Raw genomic sequence first — 23,057 nt, forward strand, 5'->3', positions numbered from 1 at the left:
AGCGAGGGACGCGTTGCCGTCCCTGAATTATTATGGCTTAACCACGGCTGGCAATAGGTTGCACTTCGCGGGGTTCAACCCCGGTGTATTCGGCGCTTGGCCGGATAATACGATTATCAGCACGTTGTTCCATCACATGTGCAGCCCAGCCGGTTAAACGCGAACAGACAAAGATCGGCGTAAACAGCTTGGTTGGAATGCCCATGTAGTTATAGGCCGAGGCATGGAAAAAGTCGGCATTACAAAACAGTTTTTTCTCGCGCCACATCACGCTTTCACAACGCACTGAAACGTCATATAAATTGGTATTGCCACTGGCCTGCGCCAGTTGCTCAGACCAGGCTTTGATCACGGCATTACGTGGATCGGATTCAGCATAAATGGCATGACCAAAACCCATGATTTTATCTTTACGCGCCAGCATCCCCAGCAGCGTTTCTTCGGCATGATCCGGATTTTGCATGTTTTCAATCAGCTCCATCGCAGCTTCATTGGCACCACCGTGCAAAGGACCACGCAAGGAGCCAATAGCACCAGTGATACAAGAATGCATATCCGATAAGGTTGACGCACAAACCCGAGCAGTAAAAGTCGAGGCATTAAATTCATGCTCAGCATATAAAATCAGCGACGCTTGCATCACTTGAGTATGCAGTGGCAGCGGTTTTTCGCCATGTAAAGTCCAGAGGAATTGTTCAGCAATCGAATCAGCGCCCGTTTCCACCGCAATCCGCTTGCCGTGGTGGCTGAAGTTATACCAGTAGTTAATCAGACCTGGGAAAATCGCCAGTAAACGATCGGTGGCATCTTGTTGCTCAGCAAAACTTTGTTCAGTTTCTAAATTTCCCAGCATAGAGCAACCGGTCCGCATCACATCCATTGGGTGCGCCGTGGCAGGAATGCGTTCTAACACTTCGGTGAGTGCCTGCGGCAGGCCGCGCATATTTTTCAGTTTGGTTTTATAAGCACTGAGCTCAGAGGCTGTTGGCAACTCACCTTTTAAAATCAGATAAGCCACTTCTTCAAACTCACAATGCGCGGCTAAATCTTTCACATCATAACCACGATAAGTCAGGCCTGAACCTGTTTTTCCTACGGTCGACAGTGCGGTTTTCCCGGCGATCTGCCCACGCAGACCAGCGCCAGTTAACTGTTTTGCATTTGCCATGATGTTCTCCAGCTTTAAGTTGATAGTTGAAATAATTGATAAATCTGTTTGCTTCACTGCATCGCAATGAGGTTATTTATTTTTGTTATCCGCAAACAACGCATCGAGCTTTTGCTCATAGCTGTGATAATTCAGGAAATCGTACAGTTCCATCCGGGTTTGCATACTGTCGATGACCGCTTTTTGGTCGCCATCGGCTAAGATGTGCTGATACACATTCAGCGCCGCTTTGTTCATGGCCCGGAACGCGCTCAGTGGATACAACACCATTTTCACGCCAACATCGGCCAGCTCTTGTTTGTTAAACAATGGCGTCTGACCAAATTCAGTGATGTTGGCCAGCACTGGTACTTTGATCACCTTGGTGAAGGCCTGATATTGCTCCAGCGTGTAGACAGCTTCGGCAAAAATGGCATCAGCACCAGCTTCGACACAAGCTTGCGCCCGCTCAATGGCCGCTTGTAAACCTTGTTGCTGCAGCGCATCAGTCCGCGCCATAATAAAAAAATTCTCGTCAGTACGGGCATCGACTGAAGCTTTCACCCGGTCAACCATTTCCGCCAGACTGACAATTTCTTTGTTCGGTCTGTGACCACAGCGTTTTTGCATCACCTGATCTTCAATATGAAAACCAGCAGCGCCAGCACGCGTCATCTCCTGCACAGTACGGGCAATATTAAAAGCACCACCCCAACCAGTATCGGCATCCACTAACAACGGCAAAGTCGTGGCGCCAGTGATACGGCGGATATCTTCACAAACATCATTTAACGATGTCATGCCCAGATCAGGCAGGCCAAAAGAAGCGTTGGCCACGCCAGCACCAGATAAATATAAGGCCTGATGGCCAACCCGCTCTGCCATCATCGCAGTGTAAGCATTAATAGTTCCAACCAGTTGTAATGGCTGGTGTGCCGCGATTGCCTGACGCAGTTTCAGACCGGCGCTATGAGTTGCCATGTGCATTCCCCTGTTGTGTTAAATGTTGTTCAATATTGCGTCTGGATGCCGCCACATGCCGGCGCATCAGTAAATCAGCCAGTTCACCATCACGATTGGCGATGGCATTGATAATAGCTTTATGTTCGTCAAATGCTCGCGACACCCGAGGTCCATTCATGCCAAGCTGCACCCGGTACATCCGGACCAGAAAGTACAACTCATCACATAACAAATTGATTAGGTATGGATTTTTACTGCCAAGAATGACACGGTAATGAAAATCGACATCACCGGCCTCCTGATAATAACTTTCACCTTCGCGCACGCGCTGGGTCGATAAATGCTGGTCAAGTAACTGCCGGACTTCGGCAATTTCATGGTCGGTCATATGTTCAGCGGCTAAGCGGCAAGCCAGCCCTTCCAGCGTTTCCCGCAGTTGATACAATGAAATCAAACCGGCCACAGATAATTTCACTACTCTGGCGCCCGCATTCGGAATGCGTTCAATTAAATGGCAACGCTCCAGTCTAGCCAGCGCTTCGCGCAGCGGTGCCCGGCTTAGGTCAAAACGTTTGGCCAGTTCTGGTTCAGATATTTTACTGCCGGCGGGGATCTCCCCTTCGACAATAGCGCGCTGAATTGCCAGTTGTACTCGATCGGCGGCAGTCACCGGATCACGCCAGATAGGACTTTGCATCTAATTGTCGACAATTAAACTTGAATAATGCATTTTTAGCCTTTAGTGATGACCAAGTCAATAATATTGTCGACAAAAAGCTGGATAATGCTGATTTACACTGGCAGTTGTAACAAAAAACTGACAATCACTGGCAATTGCTGGGCAAATTAATTTTTTTAGAATATTTTATTCGCAATAAAAAACTAAATATTACTTTTTGATATGAGTTGACCTTTGACTGCTTTAGGCACAACTCAGCGCTAAGGCTGGATTGTTCAGCTTCGGCCTTGAATAAGCTGGGGATAACTCTGGGATAGACTGGGGAATATTTGGGGAAAACTTACAATTGCAGCACTTTTTCAACGCCTTGGCAGCTTGGCTTTTTAAACGCAAATTTTAAAGGCTTAGCTACACTGAATTCATGTCGCACCACAGCCAATTGCTGTGATGTTCCCCGGTAGCGCACGGCTCAGATGATGAGCCATTCCCCTAAGCCCAGAACAATGCGGATTGGTTCTGGGCTTCTTTTCTTTTAAAATAATCTATTGATTTAACAAGATTAACTTCAGGCGACTGCTCTGTTGGCAGCACGAAACAGCCGGTAAAAATTATCTGTGGTGATGGCTGCCAATTCGGCGACCGGCAAACCACGCAGCTCGGCCACTGCTGCCGCCACAGCACTGACATAAGCAGGTTGGTTGGTCTTACCACGAAATGGCACAGGGGCCAGATAAGGCGAATCGGTTTCAATTAATAATCTGTCGAGCGGTACCTGCCTGACGACATCCCGCAAGGCATCCGCATTGCGAAAGGTCATAATGCCGGAAAAAGAAATATAAAAGCCAAGCTCCAGTGCGGCTTTAGCAGTATCCCAGTCCTCGGTAAAACAATGCAAGACGCCGCCACAGCGCTCTGCCTGGTGTTCGCGTAAAATAGCCAAGGTGTCGGCTTTGGCATCGCGGGTATGCACGATCAGCGGTTTTTGTAATTGATTTGCCACAGCAATATGCGCAATAAAAGCTTGCTGCTGGGTCATTTTGCTATCCGGACTGTAATAATAGTCCAGACCTGTTTCCCCGACAGCGACAACTTCCGGCCTTGCGGCCAGCTGCAATAACAAATCGGCATCCAGCACATCGGTCTGATGGAGCGGATGTTCACCGCAGGAGACGGAAATTTGCCGATAAGGCGCAACTAAGGCCGCCATCGCAGGAAACTCCGCCAGACTGACCGACACACACAACATATGTTCCACTTGTTGCGCCCTGGCTGCGGCCAGCACAGCAGGCAAATCCATCGCCAGTTTATCCAGTTCCAACCGATCCAGGTGACAATGGGAATCTACCAACACAACAACTACTCCAGAATTCTAAGATTAAAGGGTATAACTACTGTCAGCAGAATTTTGTAAGCCACTGATCAGCTTTTCAATTTTATCGCGTAACTGATGTTTATCGTCAATAAAAGCCACGCCGACACCGGCCGGACTGTTGTTTTGTGCGCCCTGTGGGGTCAACCAGGCGACTTTCCCCGACACTGGAATTGCTTCTAATGCATCTGGTAAGGTCACACTTAATGCTAGGGATTGGCCCATTTTGTAACTGCGGGCTGTGCGGACAAATAAACCACCCTGCTTTAAAAACGGCATAAAGGAGCGGTTTAATTCCTTCAAATCAATAAAATCCAGTGGGATCTCTTCCATCATCTGCTCCTTCAGGCCAGCAGTCTGGGCAATTCCAGCAATAATGCGGTGTAAGACAAAGTCTTATTCTGCCCCAAAATCAGTTGCTCGTCACGGTTCCACTGCGCCAGCCGCTGAAACAACTTCAGACGTTGACTATGAAGTGGCTGGGTGGCCAATTGCTGCTTTATCACCCAATGCATTAACAACGGTGCTTCCGGCTCAGCTTCCAGCTGTTTGACCAGCTCGGCCAGCCCCTGTTGCCGCTCAAGATAACTTTGCAATTGCGCTACCAGTTGCAATAAACGCTCAGCACGGCCAGATTGCAGCAGACTGAGCGAACGCAGCGGCGCTCCGGCCGCATAGTGTTGGATAAAATCCAGCACCTCGGCGGCAATAGTTGCACTGTGCTGCTGTTGTAACCAGGCGCGACTATCGGCTGCTGCGACCGCTGGGATTAACCATTGCTGGCAACGGCTTAAAATAGTGGCTAACAGTTGTTGCGGCTGCGCTGTCTGTAACAATAAAAAACTATTTTGCCCCGGCTCTTCTAAGGTTTTGAGCAAAGCATTGCTGGCCGCTTCCGTCATCCGCTCCGCCGCTGGCATCAGCACGACTCTGGCGCCGCCCTGCTGCGGCGCGTGCTGCATAAAATGGCTCAGCTCCCGCACCGCATCAACGCCGATACTCTGCTCCCCGCTGATCGGTAGCAAATCCGGATGATGACCGGCCTGCACCAATAAACAACTTTTACAATAGCCACAGGCTTCGGCCGGCAATGGTTGCAGACACAACAACTGTTTAGCCAGCTGCGCCGCCAGATACTGTTTACCGACGCCGTTGATACCGGTAAATAACAGCGCATGATGCAGTTGACCGCATGATGCCAACTGACCTAATTGCTGTTGCAGCGGCTGCAGCCAGGGCAAAGTATTCACGGTAAATGCGCCTGCAAGGCTTGCAACAACGCTTGTTGCACTGCAGGCAACGGCTGACTGGCGTCAATCACCACAATGCCAGGCTCGCTGGCGGCAATCTGTAAGTAACGCGCCCTGGTGCGCTGGAAAAAAGCCAGCTGTTCTTGTTCAATCCGGTCCAGCTCACCACGGGCTCTGGCCCGCTCCAGTCCAATGGCTGGATCAATATCCAGATATAAGGTTAAATCTGGCCGTACATCGCCCAATACCGCCAGTCGAATACTATCAATCAGGCTATCCGGAATTTGCCGGCCGCCGCCCTGATAAGCACGGGACGACAGATCATGCCGATCGCCCAGCACCCACTGACCGGCAGCTAACGCAGGTTGGATCACGGTGCTGACTAATTGCACGCGCGCCGCATACATCAACAACAATTCTGTCGCAGGCGCCACGACTTCCTGTTGTACCGATTTAACTAAGGTACGGATTTGTTCTGCCAGCGGGGTTCCGCCAGGTTCACGGGTTTGTACCACCGGATGACCTTGCTGCTCCAGCCAGCGCTTTACCGTACTGATCGCTGTGGTTTTACCAGCGCCTTCCAGCCCTTCAATAACAATAAACTGGCCTTTTTTCATGGTTTTTTTCCAAAAATATACTGCTGAACTGCGGCGTTATGTTGTTTTAACGTCGCTGAAAACTGATGCGACCCATCCCCTTTGGCGACAAAATACAGCATCTCGCTCAGCAGCGGGCGGGCTGCTGCCTGTAACGAAGTTGCGCTGACCATGGCGATAGGTCCCGGCGGCAGGCCAAAATGGACATAAGTGTTATAAGGATGCGGATCTTTCAAATGCGCGCGGGTGATATCACCCTGATAACGATCGCCTAAACCATAAATCACCGTCGGATCGGTTTGTAACTTCATTTTTTGTTGCAAACGGTTGACGAAAACCGAAGCAATCAACGGTTTTTCCGCCAATTGACCGGTTTCTTTTTCAATAATTGAAGCCAGGGTTAATAACTGATATGGCGACTCTAACGGCAGCGCCGGATCCCGTTGTTGCCAGGCCTTGTCCAGTTGTTGCAACAAAGCTTTGTGTGCCCGCAGATAGAGTTGTGAGGCTTTACTGTGCGCCGTGTAATAATAGGTTTCCGGGAAAAACAGCGCTTCGACATTCACCGGTTGCCCCGCCCAAGCGGCCGGCCATTGCACTAATGCTTTTAACGCAGCAACATCCGCCAGATCATTGTGCAGATAGGGCGCTGTTGCCAGTTGCTGCAGGCTTTGCGCCACCGTCTCGCCTTCACGCAACATAAAACTGAACTGCGCGACTTTGCCACTGCGAAATAAGGCCAACTGCTGCAACAACAGATCCGGTTTCACCTGATAAACCCCGGCCTGTAACTTACGTAACTCGGGTTGCCACAGACTGAACAACTTCAGTTGCCAGCATTGGCGCCCGCTTAACAGTCCTTGTTGCTGCCAACGCTGGCATAAGGTTGACAAAGAAGTGCCTGGGGTAATTTCGAGGTAGGGACCACTGAGCGCCAACCGGCTTTGCTGAAACTGCTGAATATCATTGCGTACGCCAAAAGCAGCCACCGCCAGCAACAAGCTGACGACCAAAAATGTTCTGAACATCGTTATCATTTCACATCCGTTGAAGCTAGCCGTGCCACCGGCAATAGATCCCGACTGAAATAGTCAGTGGATAGCACGTTATTGTTCTGTTGATTGATAAAATTCACATAAGCCTGTTGCAATGGCCGTACTGGCGCCAGATCCAAGCTAAGGCCGGCAAATTGCCGGACCGGCACCAGTCCCATCAGCGCATTACAGGCCAGCATGGCTGTTGCCTGTTGTAACTGAGCTAACGGGTAACAGCCGGGCGTTATCTGCAGATAATCCAGCAACCATTGCCGGGTGACACCAGCGACACCTGCCTGATGCAACCTGGGGGTATGCCAACGACCCTGCTGATAAAAGAACAAGTTCGCCGCCGACAATTCAGTGACCAGGCCAGTGCTATCACAAGCCACTAAGTCATCTGCCTGACTGCGTTCAACTTCGGCTTTGAGCAACACAGTTTCCAGCCGACTGGTATGTTTGATGCCAGCCAGCAGCGGTTGGGTCCCCAGTTGCAGTGTGGCGACATCTAAGCGTAGCCCCTGTTGTTGCAGGCTTTGGTAATCCGGCATCGGACTGGCACTGCAATAACACTGCACTTGCGCAAAACCAGTCGGACTATAACCCCGGCCGCCCTGTCCTCGGCTGATGATGATTTTCAATACTTGCTCGGGCGCACTAATCTGTTGCTCAGCCTGTTGTTTTAACCAAATTTCATCCACCGCTGGCATGCCAAGGCGCTGCAAAGACGCACTCAGCCGCAGCCAATGATAAGGCCATAACAACAACTGGCCCCGGGAAACCCGGATCGTGGTAAAAACGCCATCACCATACTGAAAACTGCGATCAGAAATGCTTGGCTGCTGCACCGAAATCCCCCGCCGAAAAATAAAGTGGCAGTATGCCTGAAATTTTTCCTGCTGGAAATGCAAACGCCGCACCAGCTGGACTGCTGGTGCGGCGTTGTTGCTTTTGTCGGCAAGGTATTAGATTTTACGGAACAAAATAGAACCGTTGGTGCCACCAAAACCGAAGGAATTACAGAGTGCATAGTCCATCGACACTTGTCGGGACTCATGCGGTACATAATCCAGATCACAACCTTCACCTGGCTGGTCCAGGTTAATGGTGGGGGTCACCACTTGATCCTGTAACGACAAGATCGTAATGATCGATTCAACCGAGCCGGCAGCACCCAATAAGTGACCGATCATCGATTTACTGGAGCTGACCATTAAAGTATCGAGCGAATTGGCAAACACTTTTTTGATAGCCATCGTTTCTGCAATATCACCCGCCGGCGTCGAAGTACCGTGGGCATTGATATAGGCGACTTGCTCTGGCGCTACAGCTGCATCTCTGAGAGCGTTTGCCATCGCATTCGCGCCACCACGACCATCTTCAGGTGGTGAGGTCATATGATAAGCGTCACCGCTCATGCCAAACCCCACCAGCTCGGCGTAAATTTTGGCACCACGGGCTTTGGCGTGTTCATACTCTTCTAACATCACCACGCCGGCACCATCGCCCAGCACAAAACCATCACGGTCTTTGTCCCATGGCCGACTGGCTTGTTGCGGCGCATCGTTACGGGTTGATAAAGCTCTGGCCGCACCAAAACCACCCATGCCTAAATGAGTTGAGGCTTTTTCAGCACCACCTGCCAGCATGGCATCAGCATCACCGTAAACAATCATCCGGGCAGCATGGCCAATATTGTGCACGCCAGTGGTACAGGCAGTGACGATACTGATATTTGGTCCCTGCAGGCCTAGCATGATTGATAAATGACCGGCAATCATATTGATAATGGTCGAAGGCACAAAGAAAGGTGATAACTTACGCGGACCACTGGCCAGCAATTTTTCATGATTTTCTTCAATCAGACCCAGACCGCCGATGCCTGAACCGATAGCAGCACCAATACGACCAGCGTTTTGTTCAGTGATTTCAATGCCGGAATCGCGAAACGCTTGAATACCCGCCGCAACGCCATATTGGATAAACATATCCATTTTCCGCGCTTCTTTGGCTGGGAAAAAGTTTTCAACATTAAAATCTTTAATTAAACCGGCAAACTTCGTGCTGTAGGCTTCAGTATCAAAGTGCGTGATCAAACCGATACCGCTTTTTGCCTGCTGTAAGCCCTGCCAGGTAGATGTAACATCATTACCTAGGGGGGTCAGCATACCTAATCCAGTTACAACGACTCGACGTTTAGTCACTATTATCCTCCGCAAGGAAATTTACTTTCTCTGCTTTACTGCTGCAAACCCATGTTAGGTCAGTGGTTTGTCTGTGCCAGAAATGAAAACGGGTAGCTTAGCTACCCGTCTGCATCGCGCTTAGCTTATTCAGCGTGCGCCTTGATGTAGTCGATAGCAGACTGTACGGTCGTAATTTTTTCTGCTTCTTCATCAGGAATTTCAGTATCGAATTCTTCTTCCAGCGCCATGACCAGTTCAACTGTGTCTAAAGAATCGGCACCCAGGTCATCCACAAAAGAAGCTTCGTGTTTTACGTCTTCTTCTTTAACGCCTAATTGCTCAATGATAATTTTCTTAACGCGTTCTTCGATGTTGCTCATCTTTTCTTCCTTTTTCTCATATAAATCGCAACAATTCGTGCAATTTTGTGTGGCGGCTAGTTTAGTGGCAAGCGCGGTTCGATGCAAGCAATGAGGTGGTCATTTCCTGCTGGTCGAACCTGATTCGCTTAAACCATATACATGCCACCGTTAACGTGAATCGTTTCACCGGTGATATAAGCCGCCTGGCGGGATGCCAAAAAGGCGACCGTTGCCGCAATTTCTTCAGGTTGACCAAGACGATTCGCCGGCACCTGACCAAAGATTGCTTGCTTTTGCTCATCTGAAAGATCTTTGGTCATATCAGTATCAATAAAACCAGGAGCAATCGCGTTGACAGTTATACCACGAGAAGCTACTTCTTTCGCAAGAGATTTTGTAAAACCTAACACCCCGGCTTTGGCCGCTGCATAATTGGTCTGACCTGCGTTACCCATTGATCCAACTACAGATCCAATGGTGATGATCCGGCCATAACGTTTTTTCATCATACTGCGCAGTACCGCTTTGCTCATCCGGAATACCGACGTCAGATTGGTCTGCATAATGTCAAACCACTCTTCATCTTTCATCCGCATCAGCAGATTATCGCGGGTAATACCGGCATTATTCACTAAAATATCGATTTCACCAAAATTTGTTTTGATTTGTTCCAGGCATTGCTCGATAGACTCGGCGTTTGCCACATCCAAAACCAGGCCCTGACCAGTCCCCAAATAATCGGCAATTGCAGCAGCACCTTTTTCAGTGGTGGCTGTGCCAATCACTTTAGCGCCTAAAGCGGCCAACTGTTCTGCAATGGCACGGCCAATACCGCGGCTGGCTCCGGTCACCAGTGCGACTTGGCCTTCTAATGAAATAAAAGCTGTCATAATAATCCTTGCTTAACTTGATGCCGACTGTAATGCGCTTTGCAATGAAGCCACATCATTCACTGAACTGGTGGTTAAATTTTTATCAATACGTTTAATCAACCCAGCCAATACCTTACCAGCCCCTAGTTCAATTACATCAGTGACACCTTGTGCTGCTAACCATTCGATGGTTTCAGTCCAACGTACCGGGTTGAATAACTGACGGATCAGAGCATCTTTGATGGCATTTTGTTCCGTCGCCACAGCTACATCAACATTATTCACCACAGGTATGACAGTGGGATGAAAAGTTAACGCAGATAAATCAGATTGTAATTGTTCCGCCGCAGGTTTCATCAAGGCACAATGCGATGGCACGCTGACCGGTAAAGGTAAAGCTCGTTTGGCACCATAACTTTTGCAAAGTTCACCGGCACGTTCTACTGCAGCTTTGTGACCGGCAATCACCACCTGGCCAGGCGAATTGTAGTTGACCGGCGCGACCACTTCGTCAGCAGCCGCTTCAGCACAAGCTTTGCTGATCAATGCATCGTCCAGACCAATAATGGCGGACATGGCACCGGTGCCGGCAGGGACTGCCGTCTGCATATACTGACCGCGTTTCTCTACCAGTTTGACGGCATCTGCCAGGGGTAAAGCGCCGGCACAGACCAGCGCTGAATATTCACCCAGTGAGTGACCGGCAAAATAAGCCGGCACCACCCCACCTTGTTGCTGCCATAACCGATACACAGCCACAGAAGCGGTTAACAAGGCGGGTTGGGTCCGGTGCGTTTCATTCAGATCAGCTTCCGGCCCCTGGGATACCAGTTGCCACAGATCATAACCCAGCGCAGCTGAGGCCTCGGCAAAAGTATCACCGACAATCGCATATTCAGCCGCCAGTTCTGCCAGCATACCGACGGTCTGTGAACCCTGGCCTGGGAAAACAAATGCAAATTTGGTTGTCATAACAAACTCTCTTTTGATGTCAATGCAAGCGACCGTTGTTAATACTTCACCAGCGCTGAAGCCCAGGCAAAACCACCACCGAATGCTTCCAGTAATAACGTCTGGCCACGTTGAATGCGACCATCGCGGATGGCTTCATCCAGCGCAGTGGGTACTGTGGCGGCAGAGGTATTGCCGTAACGATCAAGATTGATCACCACTTGTTCCATCGGCAAATCCAGTTTGCGGGCAACGGCAGCAATAATGCGCAGGTTGGCCTGGTGCGGCACCAGCCAGTCGATTTGCGATTTATCCAGATTGTTCGCCGCTAAAGTCTGTTCAACCACTTCAGATAACTTGGTCACCGCAACTTTAAATACGTCGTTGCCTTTCATCACACCCCAGCTGTTGTGCACTGAAACTTCATCACCACGGCGTGGATTGTTGACATAAAGCAAATCAGAATATTTGCCATCAGAATGGATATGGGTAGACAAAATGCCTGGCTGTTCAGAAGCTTCCAGCACCACAGCACCGGCAGCATCACCAAACAAAATCACCATACTGCGATCTTCCGGGCTGATTAACTGCGACAGACAATCTGCGCCGATCACCAATATGCGTTTGGCCATGCCACTTTTAATGAATTGGTCGGCCACGCTCAAGGCATAACAAAAACCGGCACAAGCGGCAGAAATATCAAAGGCAGGAATATTGGGAATTTCCAGCTCGCGCTGAACTTCACAGGCCGAACTGGGTAAGGCTGTGGCACCACTGGTCGTCGCGAGCACAATCATGTCAATGCTGTTTTTATCAATGCCAGCTGCTTCAATCGCTTTTAATGAAGCCTGAGTACTCATGGTCGCCACGGTTTCGTGTTCACCAATAATACGGCGTTCGCGGATACCGGTACGTTCGATAATCCACTCATCGGTGGTTTCGACCATAGTTTCTAAATCGGCATTGGTACGGATTTGCGCCGGAAAATAACTGCCGGTGCCTATAATGCGTGAATACATGGGGACCTACGCTTTATCGATTAATACGTGTTCCAACCGGTCTTTTATTTTTGCAGGCACCTGGCGTTCAACCTCGCGCACTGCTTGCCGGATGGCACTTAGAAATGCTTCTTTAGTCGCATTTCCGTGACTTTTCACTACAATTCCGCGCAATCCTATCAGACTTGCACCGTTATAGTGGTCGGGGTTCACGCCGGATCCGATACTTTTTAGCAGTGGTTTGATCATCCAGCCGAATAAATGTGCAGACATGCTGTTTTTTAACGCATGTTCCAGCCGTTTGATAATAAGTTTTGCCACACCTTCACAGGTTTTCAGTGCAACATTGCCAACAAAGCCATCACAGACAATCACATCCGCTTTGCCAGAAAAAATATCATTGCCTTCAATGTAACCGATGTAATTGATATCCGGACATTCTGACAATAATAAAGAAGTGCGTTTGATCTGATCTGAGCCTTTGATTTCTTCTTCGCCCATATTCAGTAAAGCCACTTTGGGTTTGCAGATGCCTTCGACTTCTTCCGCCATCACGGCGCCCATCACAGCAAACTGAAATAGCGTGTCGGCATCACAATTGACGGTGGCGCCCAAATCCAGCATAAATACCGGGCTACCCACTGTGGTTGGTAAAGCACTGACCAAAGCCGGTCTTTCAACACCGCCCAGCATTTTCAGCACAAAATGCGCCATGGCAATTAAAGCACCGGTGTTACCAGCACTGACACAAGCCTGAACTTGTTGCTTTTCGACCAAATCTAACGCCACCCGCATCGAAGAATCACGTTTGGTACGCAAAGCCACTGAAGGCCGATCGGTCATCAGAACTTGTTGGGAGGCGTGTTTGATACTGAGTTGCGGATGGTCAGCATAACCGGCGTTGAGCAGTTGCTGTTGTAGTAACGTGCTGTCACCGCAGAGAATTAAATCAAGAAAAGGGAATTCGGCAACAGCGTCAATAGCTGCTGGAATAGTAGATAGGGGGCCATGGTCGCCCCCCATCATATCTAATGCTAAAGTAAGCCTTGATGGTTGCAACGAGTGCACCGCGACTTATTTAACTTTACGGCCTTTGTAGAAACCGTCAGCAGTGATGTGGTGACGACGATGCGTTTCACCAGTCGTTGCGTCTACAGACAGCGTTGGCCCAGTCAACGCATCATGAGAACGACGCATATCACGTCTTGCACGAGATTTTTTGTTCTGTTGTACAGCCATTGCTATTCTCCTAAATTACTTTTTCTTCAATTCTTGCAATATTGCAAATGGGTTCGGTTTTTCTGGTTCCGGCTCTATATGCCCGAAGCTCGTCTGCAACTTTGTTGGATCGCATTGATCAACATCATGCATCGGGAACAGCGGTAAAGCCAGAATTAATTCGTCCTCAACCAATTGCCTCAAGTTGACTTCGCCGTGTTCGTTTTTTTCGATCACGTCGTAGCGTTCCGGAATATCATCGTGAGCCGAATCATCCCCTTTAACAGGGGTATATGCAAAGCTGCTGTCAATCGCCAGTGACATGAAGTCACCACACCTTTCACAGGTCAGACTAACAGTACAGCGGGCTTGACCTTCAATGAAGACCAGTCCTTGTTCGTCGGTTCCGCAATTTATAAGCACAGCAACATCACCCGCTGAATCTGCCAGTAACTCGGTAAAACGAGTCAGGGTGTTCATCGGAATAATACCATCGTAACTGAGCCTTTTTTGCGCAGTCCGGGTTGGATCTATGGTGATTGGAATTTTTACCTTTTGCATAAGGCGCGCATCATATAGATCAAGGGCTGTACTGTCAAAGGGTTGATCCGATTTTTGTTAATTTTTCGCGCGCTAAGTGCTGAAAAAATCAGTATAGTGCCCGCTGCTGCTTTTTTACTGACTTTACCGGAGCCTGTTATGTCTGAAAATCTGTGGTTAGCTTCAACCTCTATCTACCGCAAAGCCCTATTGGAAAAGCTGACCCCCCATTTTAACACTGCGAAACCTGAGGTCGATGAAACGCCACAACCAGGCGAAAGTGCCGAGGCACTGGTTGCCCGTCTGGCGATCGCCAAAGCCAATGCTGTGGCCGGCGGGTTAAGCACCGGCCTGGTGATTGGCTCTGATCAAGTGGCGTTATTTGGCGATGAAATTCTGGGCAAACCGCATACTGTTGAGAACGCGGTAGCGCAACTGAGTAAATTTAGTGGCCACAAAGTGACGTTTCTGACCGGCTTAGCGGTAGTGAATGCCGCAACAGGCACTGTCAGCCATTGTGTCGAGCCTTTTTATGTCCACTTCCGACCGTTAACTGCTGAGGATATACACTGCTACGTCCAACGCGAACAGCCGCTCAATTGTGCGGGTAGCTTTAAAAGTGAAGGCCTTGGCATCACCTTATTCAGTAAACTGGAAGGTGATGATCCAAATAGTCTGATTGGCTTACCGCTGATCCGGCTGCATCAATTACTTAAAGCCCAGGGCCGCGATTTATTGCTACAGCCTTAGCGCTACTTGGCTTGCCAATGGATGGCAAGCTAAGTTATTAACAGTGCGCTGGTAACTCAGGCAACGAATCAATCACGGCTTTGGGGGCGAAAGGCGCAAAATCAGCCGGACCATGCACACCATGAGTGATTCCGACACGCGGCATCGCTATGGCATGCGCCATCGCCAGATCATGTACCGTATCACCCACCATCAAGGCTTGTGCTGGCTGCAATTTCAAATATGCCAGAATTTGCTGCAGCATTTGTGGATGGGGTTTAGACTGGGCTTCATCAGCACAACAACTGGCGGTAAAAAAATGCCCCGTGTCGGTTTCGTCCCACATCCGCTGCAAACCACGGCGCATTTTACCGGTCGCAACAGCTAACAGATACCCCTGTTGCTGCAACTGGCTGAACACGTCGCGGGCACCGCTAAACAAAGGTGTCGGTGTGTTGTCATGATGCTGATAGGCATCTTTATAAGCCTCTGCCAGCAACAACCGGGTCGCGGCGTCCGCTTGCGGAAATAATCTGGCAAAAGCCGGATCCAGGCTTAAACCGATAATTTGTTTGGCTTCGTCATAACCAGGCACTGCCAGCATATTTTGCGCTGCTGCCATTTGCACACAATTGACAATTTTGCCAACTGAATCCATCACTGTGCCGTCCCAGTCAAAAATCACTACTTTTACTGCTGACATTATTGCTTCTATCTCTTAGCTTACGGATTGGGCTATCGCGACGTGCAACGGGCGACGTAGCGGAAGCCATACATTATTTTTTAACCAATCGGGTCAGAATTTTTTCCAGTTCATGATCCAGCGGCGCTTCCCATTTCATCACCAAGCCGGTATTCGGATGAGTGAACGCCAGCGTTTTGGCATGCAGATATAACCGTTTCAGTCCCAGACTATTCATCTGTGCGGTAAATTCATTAACACCGTATTTATCGTCACAGGCAATCGGATGGCCCATACAAGCAGTATGCACCCGGATCTGATGCGTCCGGCCAGTCACCGGAAAAGCTTCGACCAAAGTACCCTCGGCATAGCGCTGTAAAATCTTAAAGCGGGTTTCTGAAGGTTTGCCTTCTTTTTCATCGACCCGTACCACCCGCTCGCCAGATTGCAGGGTATTTTTCTTCAATGGCGCCGTCACTTTTTTATCGCGCGCATCCCACTGCCCTGCCACCAGCGCCCAATATTTCTTTTCCACGGTTTTGAGCCGCAGTTGTTCATGCAAATTGGTCAGCACTGAGCGTTTTTTGGCTATCAATAAACAGCCTGAGGTATCACGATCCAGCCGGTGGACTAATTCAAGAAATTTAGCGGTAGGCCGCAGCGCCCGCAGTGCTTCAATGACGCCAAATTGCAAGCCGCTGCCACCGTGCACTGCCATGCCGGTCGGTTTGTTCAACACGATTAAATCATTGTCTTCAAATAAAATATGACTTTCTAAATTTTTCACCAGCGACAGTTTAGTCGACACCTGATCTTTCTCTGCTGCCACCACCAACGGCGGCACCCGCACCTGGTCAGCTGACTGTAACTTGTACTCAGGTTTGGTACGGCCTTTATTGACCCGTACTTCACCTTTTCGGATCACCCGGTAAATTACACTTTTCGGCACACCTTTGAGTCGCGTCAGCAAAAAGTTGTCCAGCCGCTGGCCGGCATATTCTTCATCCACATCAATATATTGGATTGGCGTTTTGATTTCATCTGTCATGGATATTTGCTGCTCTGCCGCTGGTAGAATTCACTACATTTAAGTTGCTATTAATGTCTGATTGGTGTGATAATCAGCCCGCTAATTGTGCCGGTGGTCAAGCCACATCAGGCCATTAGGGCGCTCAACAAGACGTAAGAGAAGCTGTGAGGCACCGTTCGGGAAACGGATCATACCTAATTCGTGGTGAAAACCAACGATTTTATCTTTCCTGAACGAGAATAAACGCCAGATGCTTGAGGTAATGCTGCGTAATCTGTTACCAATACCAGCACAACACCGCTTCCGGTCTGTGAGCACAAAAATTAAAAAGACAGCTATAACGCAGCGCTCGTAAGCGATGTGATTCAGAGCAAATTTGTAACACGGCTGGGGTTCCAATCCGGCCGGATTAGCAAGATTGATAATAACAATTGATAATTAATTGATTATTCAAGCATTCCAGTCGGGAGACTGCACCAGAAACATGTTTGACAACATCTGACACGCAAACGAAATGCGCGCTGTTGTTGTGGCTGAACGAACGAGTCAGACACAATGAAAAGAATGCTCATTAACGCGACGCAGGAAGAAGAAATCCGCGTTGCCCTGGTCGATGGCCAGAAACTGTACGACCTGGATATCGAAAGCCCAGGCCATGAACAAAAAAAGGCCAACATTTATAAAGGCCGTATTACCCGCGTAGAACCAAGCTTAGAAGCAGCTTTTGTCGACTATGGCGCTGAGCGTCATGGGTTCCTGCCGTTAAAAGAAATCTCCCGCGAATATTTCCCGCAAGGTTATTCCTTCGATGGTCGCCCGAATATCAAAGAAGTAGTGCGCGAAGGCCAGGAAGTTATTATCCAGATTGATAAAGAAGAACGTGGCCAGAAAGGTGCTGCGCTGACTACTTTTATCAGTCTGGCTGGTTCTTATCTGGTGCTGATGCCAAACAACCCAAGAGCAGGTGGCATTTCGCGCCGGATTGAAGGCGATGAACGGCAGGAATTAAAAGATTCATTAGGTCAGTTAGAAATGCCGGATGGCATGGGTTTGATTGTCCGCACCGCTGGGGTGGGTAAATCTTACGAAGAGCTGGATTACGACTTAAAAGCGCTGATGAAACACTGGTCAGCGATCACCACCGAAGCACAAAACCGCCCTGCCCCATTTCTGATCCATCAGGAAAGCAACGTGGTATTCCGGGCGATCCGCGATTACCTGCGGCGTGATGTTGGCGAAATTTTGATCGACAACAACCGAATTTTTGATGAAGCCAAACTTTATATCCAGCAATTCCGGCCCGATTTCGCCCATCGGGTGAAGATGTATCAGGGCGAAGTGCCACTGTTTATGCACTTCCAGATTGAAACCCAGATTGAAACTGCCTTCCGTCGCGAAGTCCGGTTACCTTCTGGTGGTTCTATTGTCATCGATTCCACCGAAGCTTTAACGGCGATTGATATCAACTCATCAAAAGCAACTAAAGGTGGCGATATTGAAGAAACCGCCTTTAACACCAACTTAGAAGCTGCCGATGAAATTGCCCGTCAACTCCGTCTGCGTGACTTAGGTGGTTTGATTGTCATCGACTTTATCGACATGACGCCAGTGCGGCATCAGCGTGAAGTAGAAAACCGCTTAAAAGAAGCGGTGAAACAAGATCGTGCCCGCGTCCAAATCGGCCGTATTTCGCGTTTTGGTTTGCTGGAAATGTCACGTCAGCGTTTACGCCCATCTTTAGGTGAGTCCGCCACGCATGTGTGTCCACGTTGTCATGGCCGCGGTACTATCCGCAGCACCGAATCTTCGGCGTTATCGATTTTACGCTTAATCGAAGAAGAAGCGATTAAAGACAACACCAGCCAGATTCATGCGCAGGTGCCGGTGTCAGTTGCCACTTACCTGATGAATGAAAAGCGTGAGTCTATCCGCCGCATCGAAAGCCGGTTAGGTGTACGCATTTATATCATTCCAAATGAACATATGGAAACGCCACACTATGAAGTGACGCGTATTCGTATCGATGAAGAGATCGAAGAATCCAGCTACAACATGGTGAAAGCCCCAGCGATGCAAAATGCCTTGTATCAGCCGGTGTCAGATGCGGTGAAAGAAAAACCTGCCATCGCAGCCATGTCGTTACAAGAAGCGCCAGCCACTGCTGCTGCCGCTCCTGTCGCGAAACCTGTGGTCAAAGCAGCCGCGGTAGCTGAAGTAACCGAGTCTGGTTTGATTGGCAAAATTACCGGTTTCTTTAAATCATTATTCGGTACAGCGCCAGCAACTGTTGAAGTGGAAAAAACCGAGCAACCACAACGCCGGGTCAATAACCGCGACAATAAAAACCGTCGTAATGGTCGTAACAACCCGAATCGTCGGCCAGAAGGCCAGGACGAGCGTGGTCAGCAGCGCGATGAACGGGTCCGTGAGGAGAAATCACGTGACGACAAACCGCGTGATGAGCAAAAAGGCAATCGGCAAGAACGACCGAACCGCGGCGAACGCCCGGTACGTCCTGAACGAACCGACAAGGCTGAACGTCCGGATCGTGCTGAACGTGTTGAGCGCACTGAGCGTACCGACCGGCCAGAACGTGCTGACAAAGCTGAACGTCATGACGGCAAGAAACCACAGGCTGAGAAATTGCCAAAAGTCGCAGTCGTCGATAGCGAAGAAGAACTGGTGAGTTCAAGCAAAGTCGCTGAGCGCCGGCAACGTCGCAATATGCGTAAATCAGTCCGGTTAGAAAAAGCCGTCAGTGCGGAGCAACTGGTTGTCGCAACTGAAGCTGTGGTGGCTGATGCTGCAGTGGTTGAAACTGTGGTCGCCGTCCCTGCTGCGGTGGCAGTCGCTGAAGTTGCTACTAACGAAGTTGCTGCTGACACTGCAATCAACAACATTGCAGTGCCTGTGACTGTCACTGAAACTGCCGTTGAAACTGTTGCTGCTGACGAGAGCCCTGAAGAAGTGGCTGAGACGGAACAAAACGCAGAAAATCGCAGCCGTTCGCGTCGCTCGCCACGGCATTTAAGAGCTGCTGGTCAAAAGCGGAAAAAAGAGCAACAAGCTGGTGAAAGCGATGAAGCGGTGACAGCCCGTTACCCTGCGGATGAAGCGACTGAAATTGCCGCCACTGCCGAGCAACAACTGGCGTTGCCGATTGAAACTGCCGTAGTTGACGCCGCTACTGATGTGACTGCACCTGTGGTCACTACCAGCATTGTCGCAGAAAGCCAGACTGCAGAGGTTGCCGTTGCGGTGTCGCCGGACAGCGATACTGCAAGCACCGACAGTACTACTGCTGTTGTGGCTGAGGCCACCGACGCAGCAGTTGAACCAACGCCAGCTAAACCACGGCAACGCCAGCGTCAGCGCCAGCCAGCTGTAGACCCTGTAATTGCGGTTGAAGCTGCGCCGGTGCAGCCGGAAGTCGTGACTGCAGAGACTGTAACCGCTGAAGTGGTGGCATCAGCTGTGCTTGCTGAAGTAGCTGTTGCAAGCGAAACGCCTGTGGAAGCAGTGGTCGTGGCCACTGAGACTGTTGCAGTTGCAACTGAAATCGCGGAACAATCCGCTGATGCAGTACCAACGACAGCAGCGGTGTCTGAAGTGGTGGTGGCGGCTGCACCTGTGGCCGAAGCTCCAGCTCCAGCTCCAGCTCCAGCTCCAGCTCCAGCTCCAGCGAGTAAAGCACGTGCCAACCGTTATGGCAATATGGTGACATCGACGATGACCAAACCTGCAGCAACTGCGGATGAAGTTGTGGTTGAAGCACCAGTGGCAAAACCTGCAGCAGAACGGCCGGTAGTGGTTTCCAGCAGCAGAACTGCTCGTCAGATCAGCACAGCGCCAATGACCAAACCACAATCAGTCGACGAGTAAGCAGACTGACGGAGCACAGCCGCCGCTTGATGTGAACGGCTGATGCAGCTAAAAAGGCCCAGACGGGCCTTTTTTTATGCGCTCTCGTTGCGAAGCCGGCATAGGAGACATCGTCAGCCGCAGCTCAGCAAATCTCCAGCGCTGAAATTCATCCGTCAGCACTCGCAATGTTACCGCCTATTGCAGCACTCAGTGCGGTGAACTTAGTAATAAATCCAACTGCTGGTTCTGTAGTTATAGCCCTTACGTGAATACTGACACTGACCCACTGCACCATACCAATCAATAATAGTGCCGTACTGGCTCGGGTTACCCACTTTTTCCTGATATAAAAACTGCCACTGGCAACTGCTGCTGGTCACAGCCGCTTTTGCAACTGCCGGCTGGGCGGCAGCACCAACTGAACACAAAACTAACGCACACACAGCAGCGCTGATAAATGCTTTCATACATATTCCTTCTGATTGTTGATATAAAACCTGGTGCAGCAGAGCCCTGCTTGTTGCGAAAATGACAACGCTGTCATTTTCTTTGATTAAAAAACCGGGCATATCCCGGTTGTGGCTGCGAACGATGCAGGTCTCTGTCATTGACAATATCAAGCGCAATGGCCGAAGTAATGCTGACAATGCAGTTATTAGTTATTTATCAAAAATTCATTTAAATGCAGCGATATAGCTGATTCTGTGATAATTCAGGCAAGTGGTCCTCTCAGCGTTGACGGCAGTGACCACATTCGGCAACACAACAGTTTGTGCTTACTGGCAAGCACAATATGCGACTGGCCGCTGTAGCAATTTAGCACTGCAACGGCCAGCCAGCAGCTTACTGGATATAACGGGCAAAAAACTGTTGTATGGCCGTCAGCGCCGGCAAACGGTATGCATCAGCTTCGATTAACAGCTCGTGGGCGGCGCCATCAATGACCTTGACCGCCCCACCTTCACAGTGCGGGCCTAACGCCTGACAAAACTGTTGCTGCGCTGCGGCCGTGACAATAGCATCGGCACCGGCCTGAAGTATCAGCACCGGCGTTTTGATTTGACCGGCAATCTGCGGTAATTCCGCAGCAACATGGCAAGCTTCCGTCAGCCAGTGCCAGCTCGGCCCACCCAATTGTACTTTAGGATATTGCTGATAAGCAGCCCGAAAGCGCTGATAACGCAGCTCGGAGTGGGTATAGGGATTATCACTGAAAGTCCCGGCCTGATAGGGCTTCGCAGAAAAGCCGGCATAACAGTCCGGACAAGTCCAGCTCAAAGCCGAAGCCAGGTAACAACCATCTGACGGACCAAACAGCAACTGCGTATTGGCCTGATGCATCGGCGACGCCATTACCGCCGCCTGAAAACTATCCGGATATTGCGCCAGATAGTAGCTCAGAATAGCGCCCCCCATCGAATGCGCCAGCGCCAGCGGTTGAGCACTGAACTCGGGTTGCATCTTTTGCATAAAAACGTGTAAATCATCGACATAAAGCTGGAAGTCTTCCACATGACCGAGCTGCGGATCCGCTAACATCCGGCCGGACAAGCCCTGACCCCGGTGATCATAAGCAAACACGGCATAACCCTGCCGGCTTAAGTCGTAAAACAGTTCCTGATACTTAATCACCGATTCAGTACGGCCAGCAATCAGCACAATACTGGCTTTTGCCGCCGCCGGTTTCACATAAGCAAAATGCAGCGGCACGCCACCTGCCCCATTAAAACTGCCTTGCACCACTTGTTGTTGCCAGAATTGCTCAATCTGCTGACTGTGGCTGGCGAGCTCAGTTTCAGTCAGCCAGGCAACAGCTGTCGCAGGCGCTTGCAATTGTTGCGCTGACAAGCCAGGTACTAGCAGCGTCGCCGATAACAAAACAGCCCGGCAACACAAAGATAAGCGCAATGTCATACTGCTTTTACCTGCCGGCTCAGCTTCAGCAATGCATGCAGTTGTTGCACTATCGCCGACTGAATACGCTCATCCGTTAAACTGCCGTCCGCAGCAAAGGTGCCGGCAAAAGCATTGGCAAAGACTTCTGGTTTGTTGACAAAATGTAAGTCAAGGAACACGCCAATCTGACGCAAATGATACTGAGCCCTGGAAGTTCCCATACCGCCACCGGCCCCCATGATAGCCGCCGCTTTGCCAGCCAGCAGATGATTATCTGGTTCACGTGATAACCAGTCCAGTGCATTTTTCAGCGCTGGCGCCACTGAATAATTGTATTCAGGGCAGCCAAATAACAATGCATCTGCGCTGGCAGCCTGAGCAATCAGCTGTTGTACTGCGGCTGGTTTTTCCGTCAAGTCCGCATTATAAAACGGTACTTGTTGTAAATCAGCCAGTACAATCTCGACACCTTGTGGCGCATGTTGCTGGGCATATTTTAATAAGGTTAAATTGTGTGATTTGGCGCGTAAACTGCCACAAATCGCCAGAATAGTCAGTTGGCTCATCTTCACTCCTTGCTGATTACCAAGCCGCAGCGTTGCGACTCAGGGTTGCGGTGACATTATTCAGCTTGCCAGCCACTGAAGTCAGCACTATGACATCAGTAACCAGGTCTCGCCGGTAAAAATCA

At 49.9% G+C, this 23,057-nt stretch carries 24 protein-coding genes; 2 read left to right on the plus strand and 22 right to left on the minus strand.

The window, feature by feature from the left end; genetic code table 11:
- Positions 1-37 precede the first annotated feature (37 nt).
- From prpC to yceD, 17 genes are all read right to left on the minus strand, one after another.
- Positions 38-1,168 (minus strand): bifunctional 2-methylcitrate synthase/citrate synthase, encoded by a 1,131-nt coding sequence (prpC, locus tag AC53GJ_RS12670; RefSeq protein ID WP_496728069.1) that lies wholly within the window; start codon positions 1,166-1,168, stop codon positions 38-40.
- A 72-nt stretch (positions 1,169-1,240) separates the two neighbouring features.
- Complete coding sequence (gene prpB, locus AC53GJ_RS12675; RefSeq protein WP_496728070.1) at positions 1,241-2,128, minus strand: methylisocitrate lyase; 888 nt, start codon at positions 2,126-2,128, stop codon at positions 1,241-1,243.
- On the minus strand, positions 2,115-2,807 hold the full coding sequence (locus tag AC53GJ_RS12680; protein WP_496728071.1) for a GntR family transcriptional regulator: 693 nt from the start codon (positions 2,805-2,807) through the stop codon (positions 2,115-2,117). The genes prpB and AC53GJ_RS12680 overlap by 14 nt, the downstream gene beginning before the upstream one ends.
- 547 nt (positions 2,808-3,354) lie before the next feature.
- Positions 3,355-4,140: a TatD family hydrolase gene (locus AC53GJ_RS12685; RefSeq protein ID WP_496728072.1), complete on the minus strand. Its 786-nt coding sequence runs from the start codon at positions 4,138-4,140 to the stop codon at positions 3,355-3,357.
- Positions 4,141-4,164: 24 nt separating this feature from the next.
- The gene (locus AC53GJ_RS12690; RefSeq protein WP_496728073.1) at positions 4,165-4,494 is read right to left on the minus strand and encodes a PilZ domain-containing protein; all 330 of its coding nucleotides are present in this window, start codon (positions 4,492-4,494) and stop codon (positions 4,165-4,167) included.
- Positions 4,495-4,502: 8 nt separating this feature from the next.
- On the minus strand, positions 4,503-5,408 hold the full coding sequence (gene holB, locus AC53GJ_RS12695; RefSeq protein ID WP_496728074.1) for a DNA polymerase III subunit delta': 906 nt from the start codon (positions 5,406-5,408) through the stop codon (positions 4,503-4,505).
- Positions 5,405-6,025, minus strand: a complete 621-nt coding sequence (tmk, locus tag AC53GJ_RS12700; protein WP_496728076.1) for a dTMP kinase — start codon at positions 6,023-6,025, stop codon at positions 5,405-5,407. The genes holB and tmk overlap by 4 nt, the downstream gene beginning before the upstream one ends.
- Positions 6,022-7,032, minus strand: a complete 1,011-nt coding sequence (mltG, locus tag AC53GJ_RS12705; RefSeq protein WP_496728077.1) for an endolytic transglycosylase MltG — start codon at positions 7,030-7,032, stop codon at positions 6,022-6,024. The genes tmk and mltG overlap by 4 nt, the downstream gene beginning before the upstream one ends.
- A 5-nt stretch (positions 7,033-7,037) precedes the next feature.
- Positions 7,038-7,958: an aminodeoxychorismate lyase gene (gene pabC / locus AC53GJ_RS12710; protein WP_496728079.1), complete on the minus strand. Its 921-nt coding sequence runs from the start codon at positions 7,956-7,958 to the stop codon at positions 7,038-7,040.
- A gap of 45 nt (positions 7,959-8,003) precedes the next feature.
- A complete protein-coding gene (gene fabF, locus AC53GJ_RS12715; RefSeq protein ID WP_496728080.1) occupies positions 8,004-9,242 on the minus strand; it encodes a beta-ketoacyl-ACP synthase II in 1,239 nt (412 codons plus the stop codon).
- A 125-nt stretch (positions 9,243-9,367) separates the two neighbouring features.
- Positions 9,368-9,604, minus strand: a complete 237-nt coding sequence (gene acpP, locus AC53GJ_RS12720; RefSeq protein WP_031564929.1) for an acyl carrier protein — start codon at positions 9,602-9,604, stop codon at positions 9,368-9,370.
- A 128-nt stretch (positions 9,605-9,732) separates the two neighbouring features.
- Entirely contained in the window at positions 9,733-10,476 is a 744-nt protein-coding gene (gene fabG, locus AC53GJ_RS12725; RefSeq protein WP_496728082.1) for a 3-oxoacyl-ACP reductase FabG, read from the minus strand.
- Positions 10,477-10,488: 12 nt separating this feature from the next.
- Positions 10,489-11,430 carry an ACP S-malonyltransferase gene (gene fabD / locus AC53GJ_RS12730; RefSeq protein WP_496728083.1) on the minus strand — a complete coding sequence of 314 codons (942 nt, stop codon included), beginning with the start codon at positions 11,428-11,430 and terminating at the stop codon, positions 10,489-10,491.
- 38 nt (positions 11,431-11,468) lie between these two features.
- Positions 11,469-12,428 carry a beta-ketoacyl-ACP synthase III gene (locus tag AC53GJ_RS12735; protein WP_496728084.1) on the minus strand — a complete coding sequence of 320 codons (960 nt, stop codon included), beginning with the start codon at positions 12,426-12,428 and terminating at the stop codon, positions 11,469-11,471.
- A 6-nt stretch (positions 12,429-12,434) separates the two neighbouring features.
- The gene (gene plsX, locus AC53GJ_RS12740; protein ID WP_496728085.1) at positions 12,435-13,433 is read right to left on the minus strand and encodes a phosphate acyltransferase PlsX; all 999 of its coding nucleotides are present in this window, start codon (positions 13,431-13,433) and stop codon (positions 12,435-12,437) included.
- Positions 13,434-13,481: 48 nt separating this feature from the next.
- Positions 13,482-13,646 (minus strand): 50S ribosomal protein L32, encoded by a 165-nt coding sequence (gene rpmF, locus AC53GJ_RS12745; RefSeq protein ID WP_031564938.1) that lies wholly within the window; start codon positions 13,644-13,646, stop codon positions 13,482-13,484.
- A gap of 15 nt (positions 13,647-13,661) precedes the next feature.
- A complete protein-coding gene (gene yceD, locus AC53GJ_RS12750; protein WP_496728087.1) occupies positions 13,662-14,186 on the minus strand; it encodes a 23S rRNA accumulation protein YceD in 525 nt (174 codons plus the stop codon).
- A 138-nt stretch (positions 14,187-14,324) separates the two neighbouring features.
- Here yceD and AC53GJ_RS12755 point away from each other — a divergent pair, with 138 nt between their 5' ends.
- Complete coding sequence (locus AC53GJ_RS12755) at positions 14,325-14,915, plus strand: Maf family protein (RefSeq protein WP_496728089.1); 591 nt, start codon at positions 14,325-14,327, stop codon at positions 14,913-14,915.
- Positions 14,916-14,952: 37 nt separating this feature from the next.
- On the opposite strand, the gene AC53GJ_RS12760 is transcribed toward AC53GJ_RS12755, so the two are convergent.
- Both AC53GJ_RS12760 and rluC read right to left on the minus strand, forming a co-directional pair.
- Positions 14,953-15,597, minus strand: a complete 645-nt coding sequence (locus tag AC53GJ_RS12760; RefSeq protein ID WP_496728091.1) for an HAD-IA family hydrolase — start codon at positions 15,595-15,597, stop codon at positions 14,953-14,955.
- 73 nt (positions 15,598-15,670) lie between these two features.
- Positions 15,671-16,624 (minus strand): 23S rRNA pseudouridine(955/2504/2580) synthase RluC, encoded by a 954-nt coding sequence (gene rluC / locus AC53GJ_RS12765; RefSeq protein ID WP_496728093.1) that lies wholly within the window; start codon positions 16,622-16,624, stop codon positions 15,671-15,673.
- A 537-nt stretch (positions 16,625-17,161) separates the two neighbouring features.
- Here rluC and rne point away from each other — a divergent pair.
- Positions 17,162-20,488, plus strand: coding sequence for a ribonuclease E (gene rne / locus AC53GJ_RS12770; RefSeq protein ID WP_496728095.1), 3,327 nt, complete (start codon positions 17,162-17,164; stop codon positions 20,486-20,488).
- Between the two features lie 203 nt (positions 20,489-20,691).
- Here the strand turns inward: rne and AC53GJ_RS12775 are convergent, their stop codons facing one another.
- The 3 genes from AC53GJ_RS12775 to AC53GJ_RS12785 all read right to left on the minus strand — a co-directional run bounded on the left by AC53GJ_RS12775 (position 20,692) and on the right by AC53GJ_RS12785 (position 22,932).
- Positions 20,692-20,937 carry a hypothetical protein gene (locus AC53GJ_RS12775; RefSeq protein ID WP_496728097.1) on the minus strand — a complete coding sequence of 82 codons (246 nt, stop codon included), beginning with the start codon at positions 20,935-20,937 and terminating at the stop codon, positions 20,692-20,694.
- Positions 20,938-21,313: 376 nt separating this feature from the next.
- Positions 21,314-22,384: an alpha/beta fold hydrolase gene (locus tag AC53GJ_RS12780; RefSeq protein WP_496728099.1), complete on the minus strand. Its 1,071-nt coding sequence runs from the start codon at positions 22,382-22,384 to the stop codon at positions 21,314-21,316.
- Positions 22,381-22,932 carry an NADPH-dependent FMN reductase gene (locus tag AC53GJ_RS12785; RefSeq protein ID WP_496728101.1) on the minus strand — a complete coding sequence of 184 codons (552 nt, stop codon included), beginning with the start codon at positions 22,930-22,932 and terminating at the stop codon, positions 22,381-22,383. The genes AC53GJ_RS12780 and AC53GJ_RS12785 overlap by 4 nt, the downstream gene beginning before the upstream one ends.
- Between the last annotated feature and the right edge of the window lie 125 nt (positions 22,933-23,057).

The organism is Rheinheimera sp. B2H12, from assembly GCF_059620065.1.

Coding starts and splice junctions, on each gene's coding strand:
- prpC (WP_496728069.1), bottom strand. CDS start 1,168: ATGGCAAATGCAAAACAGTTAACTGGCGCTGGTCTGCGTGGGCAGATC.
- prpB (WP_496728070.1), bottom strand. CDS start 2,128: ATGGCAACTCATAGCGCCGGTCTGAAACTGCGTCAGGCAATCGCGGCA.
- AC53GJ_RS12680 (WP_496728071.1), bottom strand. CDS start 2,807: ATGCAAAGTCCTATCTGGCGTGATCCGGTGACTGCCGCCGATCGAGTA.
- AC53GJ_RS12690 (WP_496728073.1), bottom strand. CDS start 4,494: ATGATGGAAGAGATCCCACTGGATTTTATTGATTTGAAGGAATTAAAC.
- tmk (WP_496728076.1), bottom strand. CDS start 6,025: ATGAAAAAAGGCCAGTTTATTGTTATTGAAGGGCTGGAAGGCGCTGGT.
- mltG (WP_496728077.1), bottom strand. CDS start 7,032: ATGTTCAGAACATTTTTGGTCGTCAGCTTGTTGCTGGCGGTGGCTGCT.
- acpP (WP_031564929.1), bottom strand. CDS start 9,604: ATGAGCAACATCGAAGAACGCGTTAAGAAAATTATCATTGAGCAATTA.
- fabG (WP_496728082.1), bottom strand. CDS start 10,476: ATGACAGCTTTTATTTCATTAGAAGGCCAAGTCGCACTGGTGACCGGA.
- fabD (WP_496728083.1), bottom strand. CDS start 11,430: ATGACAACCAAATTTGCATTTGTTTTCCCAGGCCAGGGTTCACAGACC.
- AC53GJ_RS12735 (WP_496728084.1), bottom strand. CDS start 12,428: ATGTATTCACGCATTATAGGCACCGGCAGTTATTTTCCGGCGCAAATC.
- plsX (WP_496728085.1), bottom strand. CDS start 13,433: ATGATGGGGGGCGACCATGGCCCCCTATCTACTATTCCAGCAGCTATT.
- rpmF (WP_031564938.1), bottom strand. CDS start 13,646: ATGGCTGTACAACAGAACAAAAAATCTCGTGCAAGACGTGATATGCGT.
- yceD (WP_496728087.1), bottom strand. CDS start 14,186: ATGCAAAAGGTAAAAATTCCAATCACCATAGATCCAACCCGGACTGCG.
- AC53GJ_RS12755 (WP_496728089.1), top strand. CDS start 14,325: ATGTCTGAAAATCTGTGGTTAGCTTCAACCTCTATCTACCGCAAAGCC.
- AC53GJ_RS12760 (WP_496728091.1), bottom strand. CDS start 15,597: ATGTCAGCAGTAAAAGTAGTGATTTTTGACTGGGACGGCACAGTGATG.
- rluC (WP_496728093.1), bottom strand. CDS start 16,624: ATGACAGATGAAATCAAAACGCCAATCCAATATATTGATGTGGATGAA.
- rne (WP_496728095.1), top strand. CDS start 17,162: ATGAAAAGAATGCTCATTAACGCGACGCAGGAAGAAGAAATCCGCGTT.
- AC53GJ_RS12775 (WP_496728097.1), bottom strand. CDS start 20,937: ATGAAAGCATTTATCAGCGCTGCTGTGTGTGCGTTAGTTTTGTGTTCA.
- AC53GJ_RS12780 (WP_496728099.1), bottom strand. CDS start 22,384: ATGACATTGCGCTTATCTTTGTGTTGCCGGGCTGTTTTGTTATCGGCG.
- AC53GJ_RS12785 (WP_496728101.1), bottom strand. CDS start 22,932: ATGAGCCAACTGACTATTCTGGCGATTTGTGGCAGTTTACGCGCCAAA.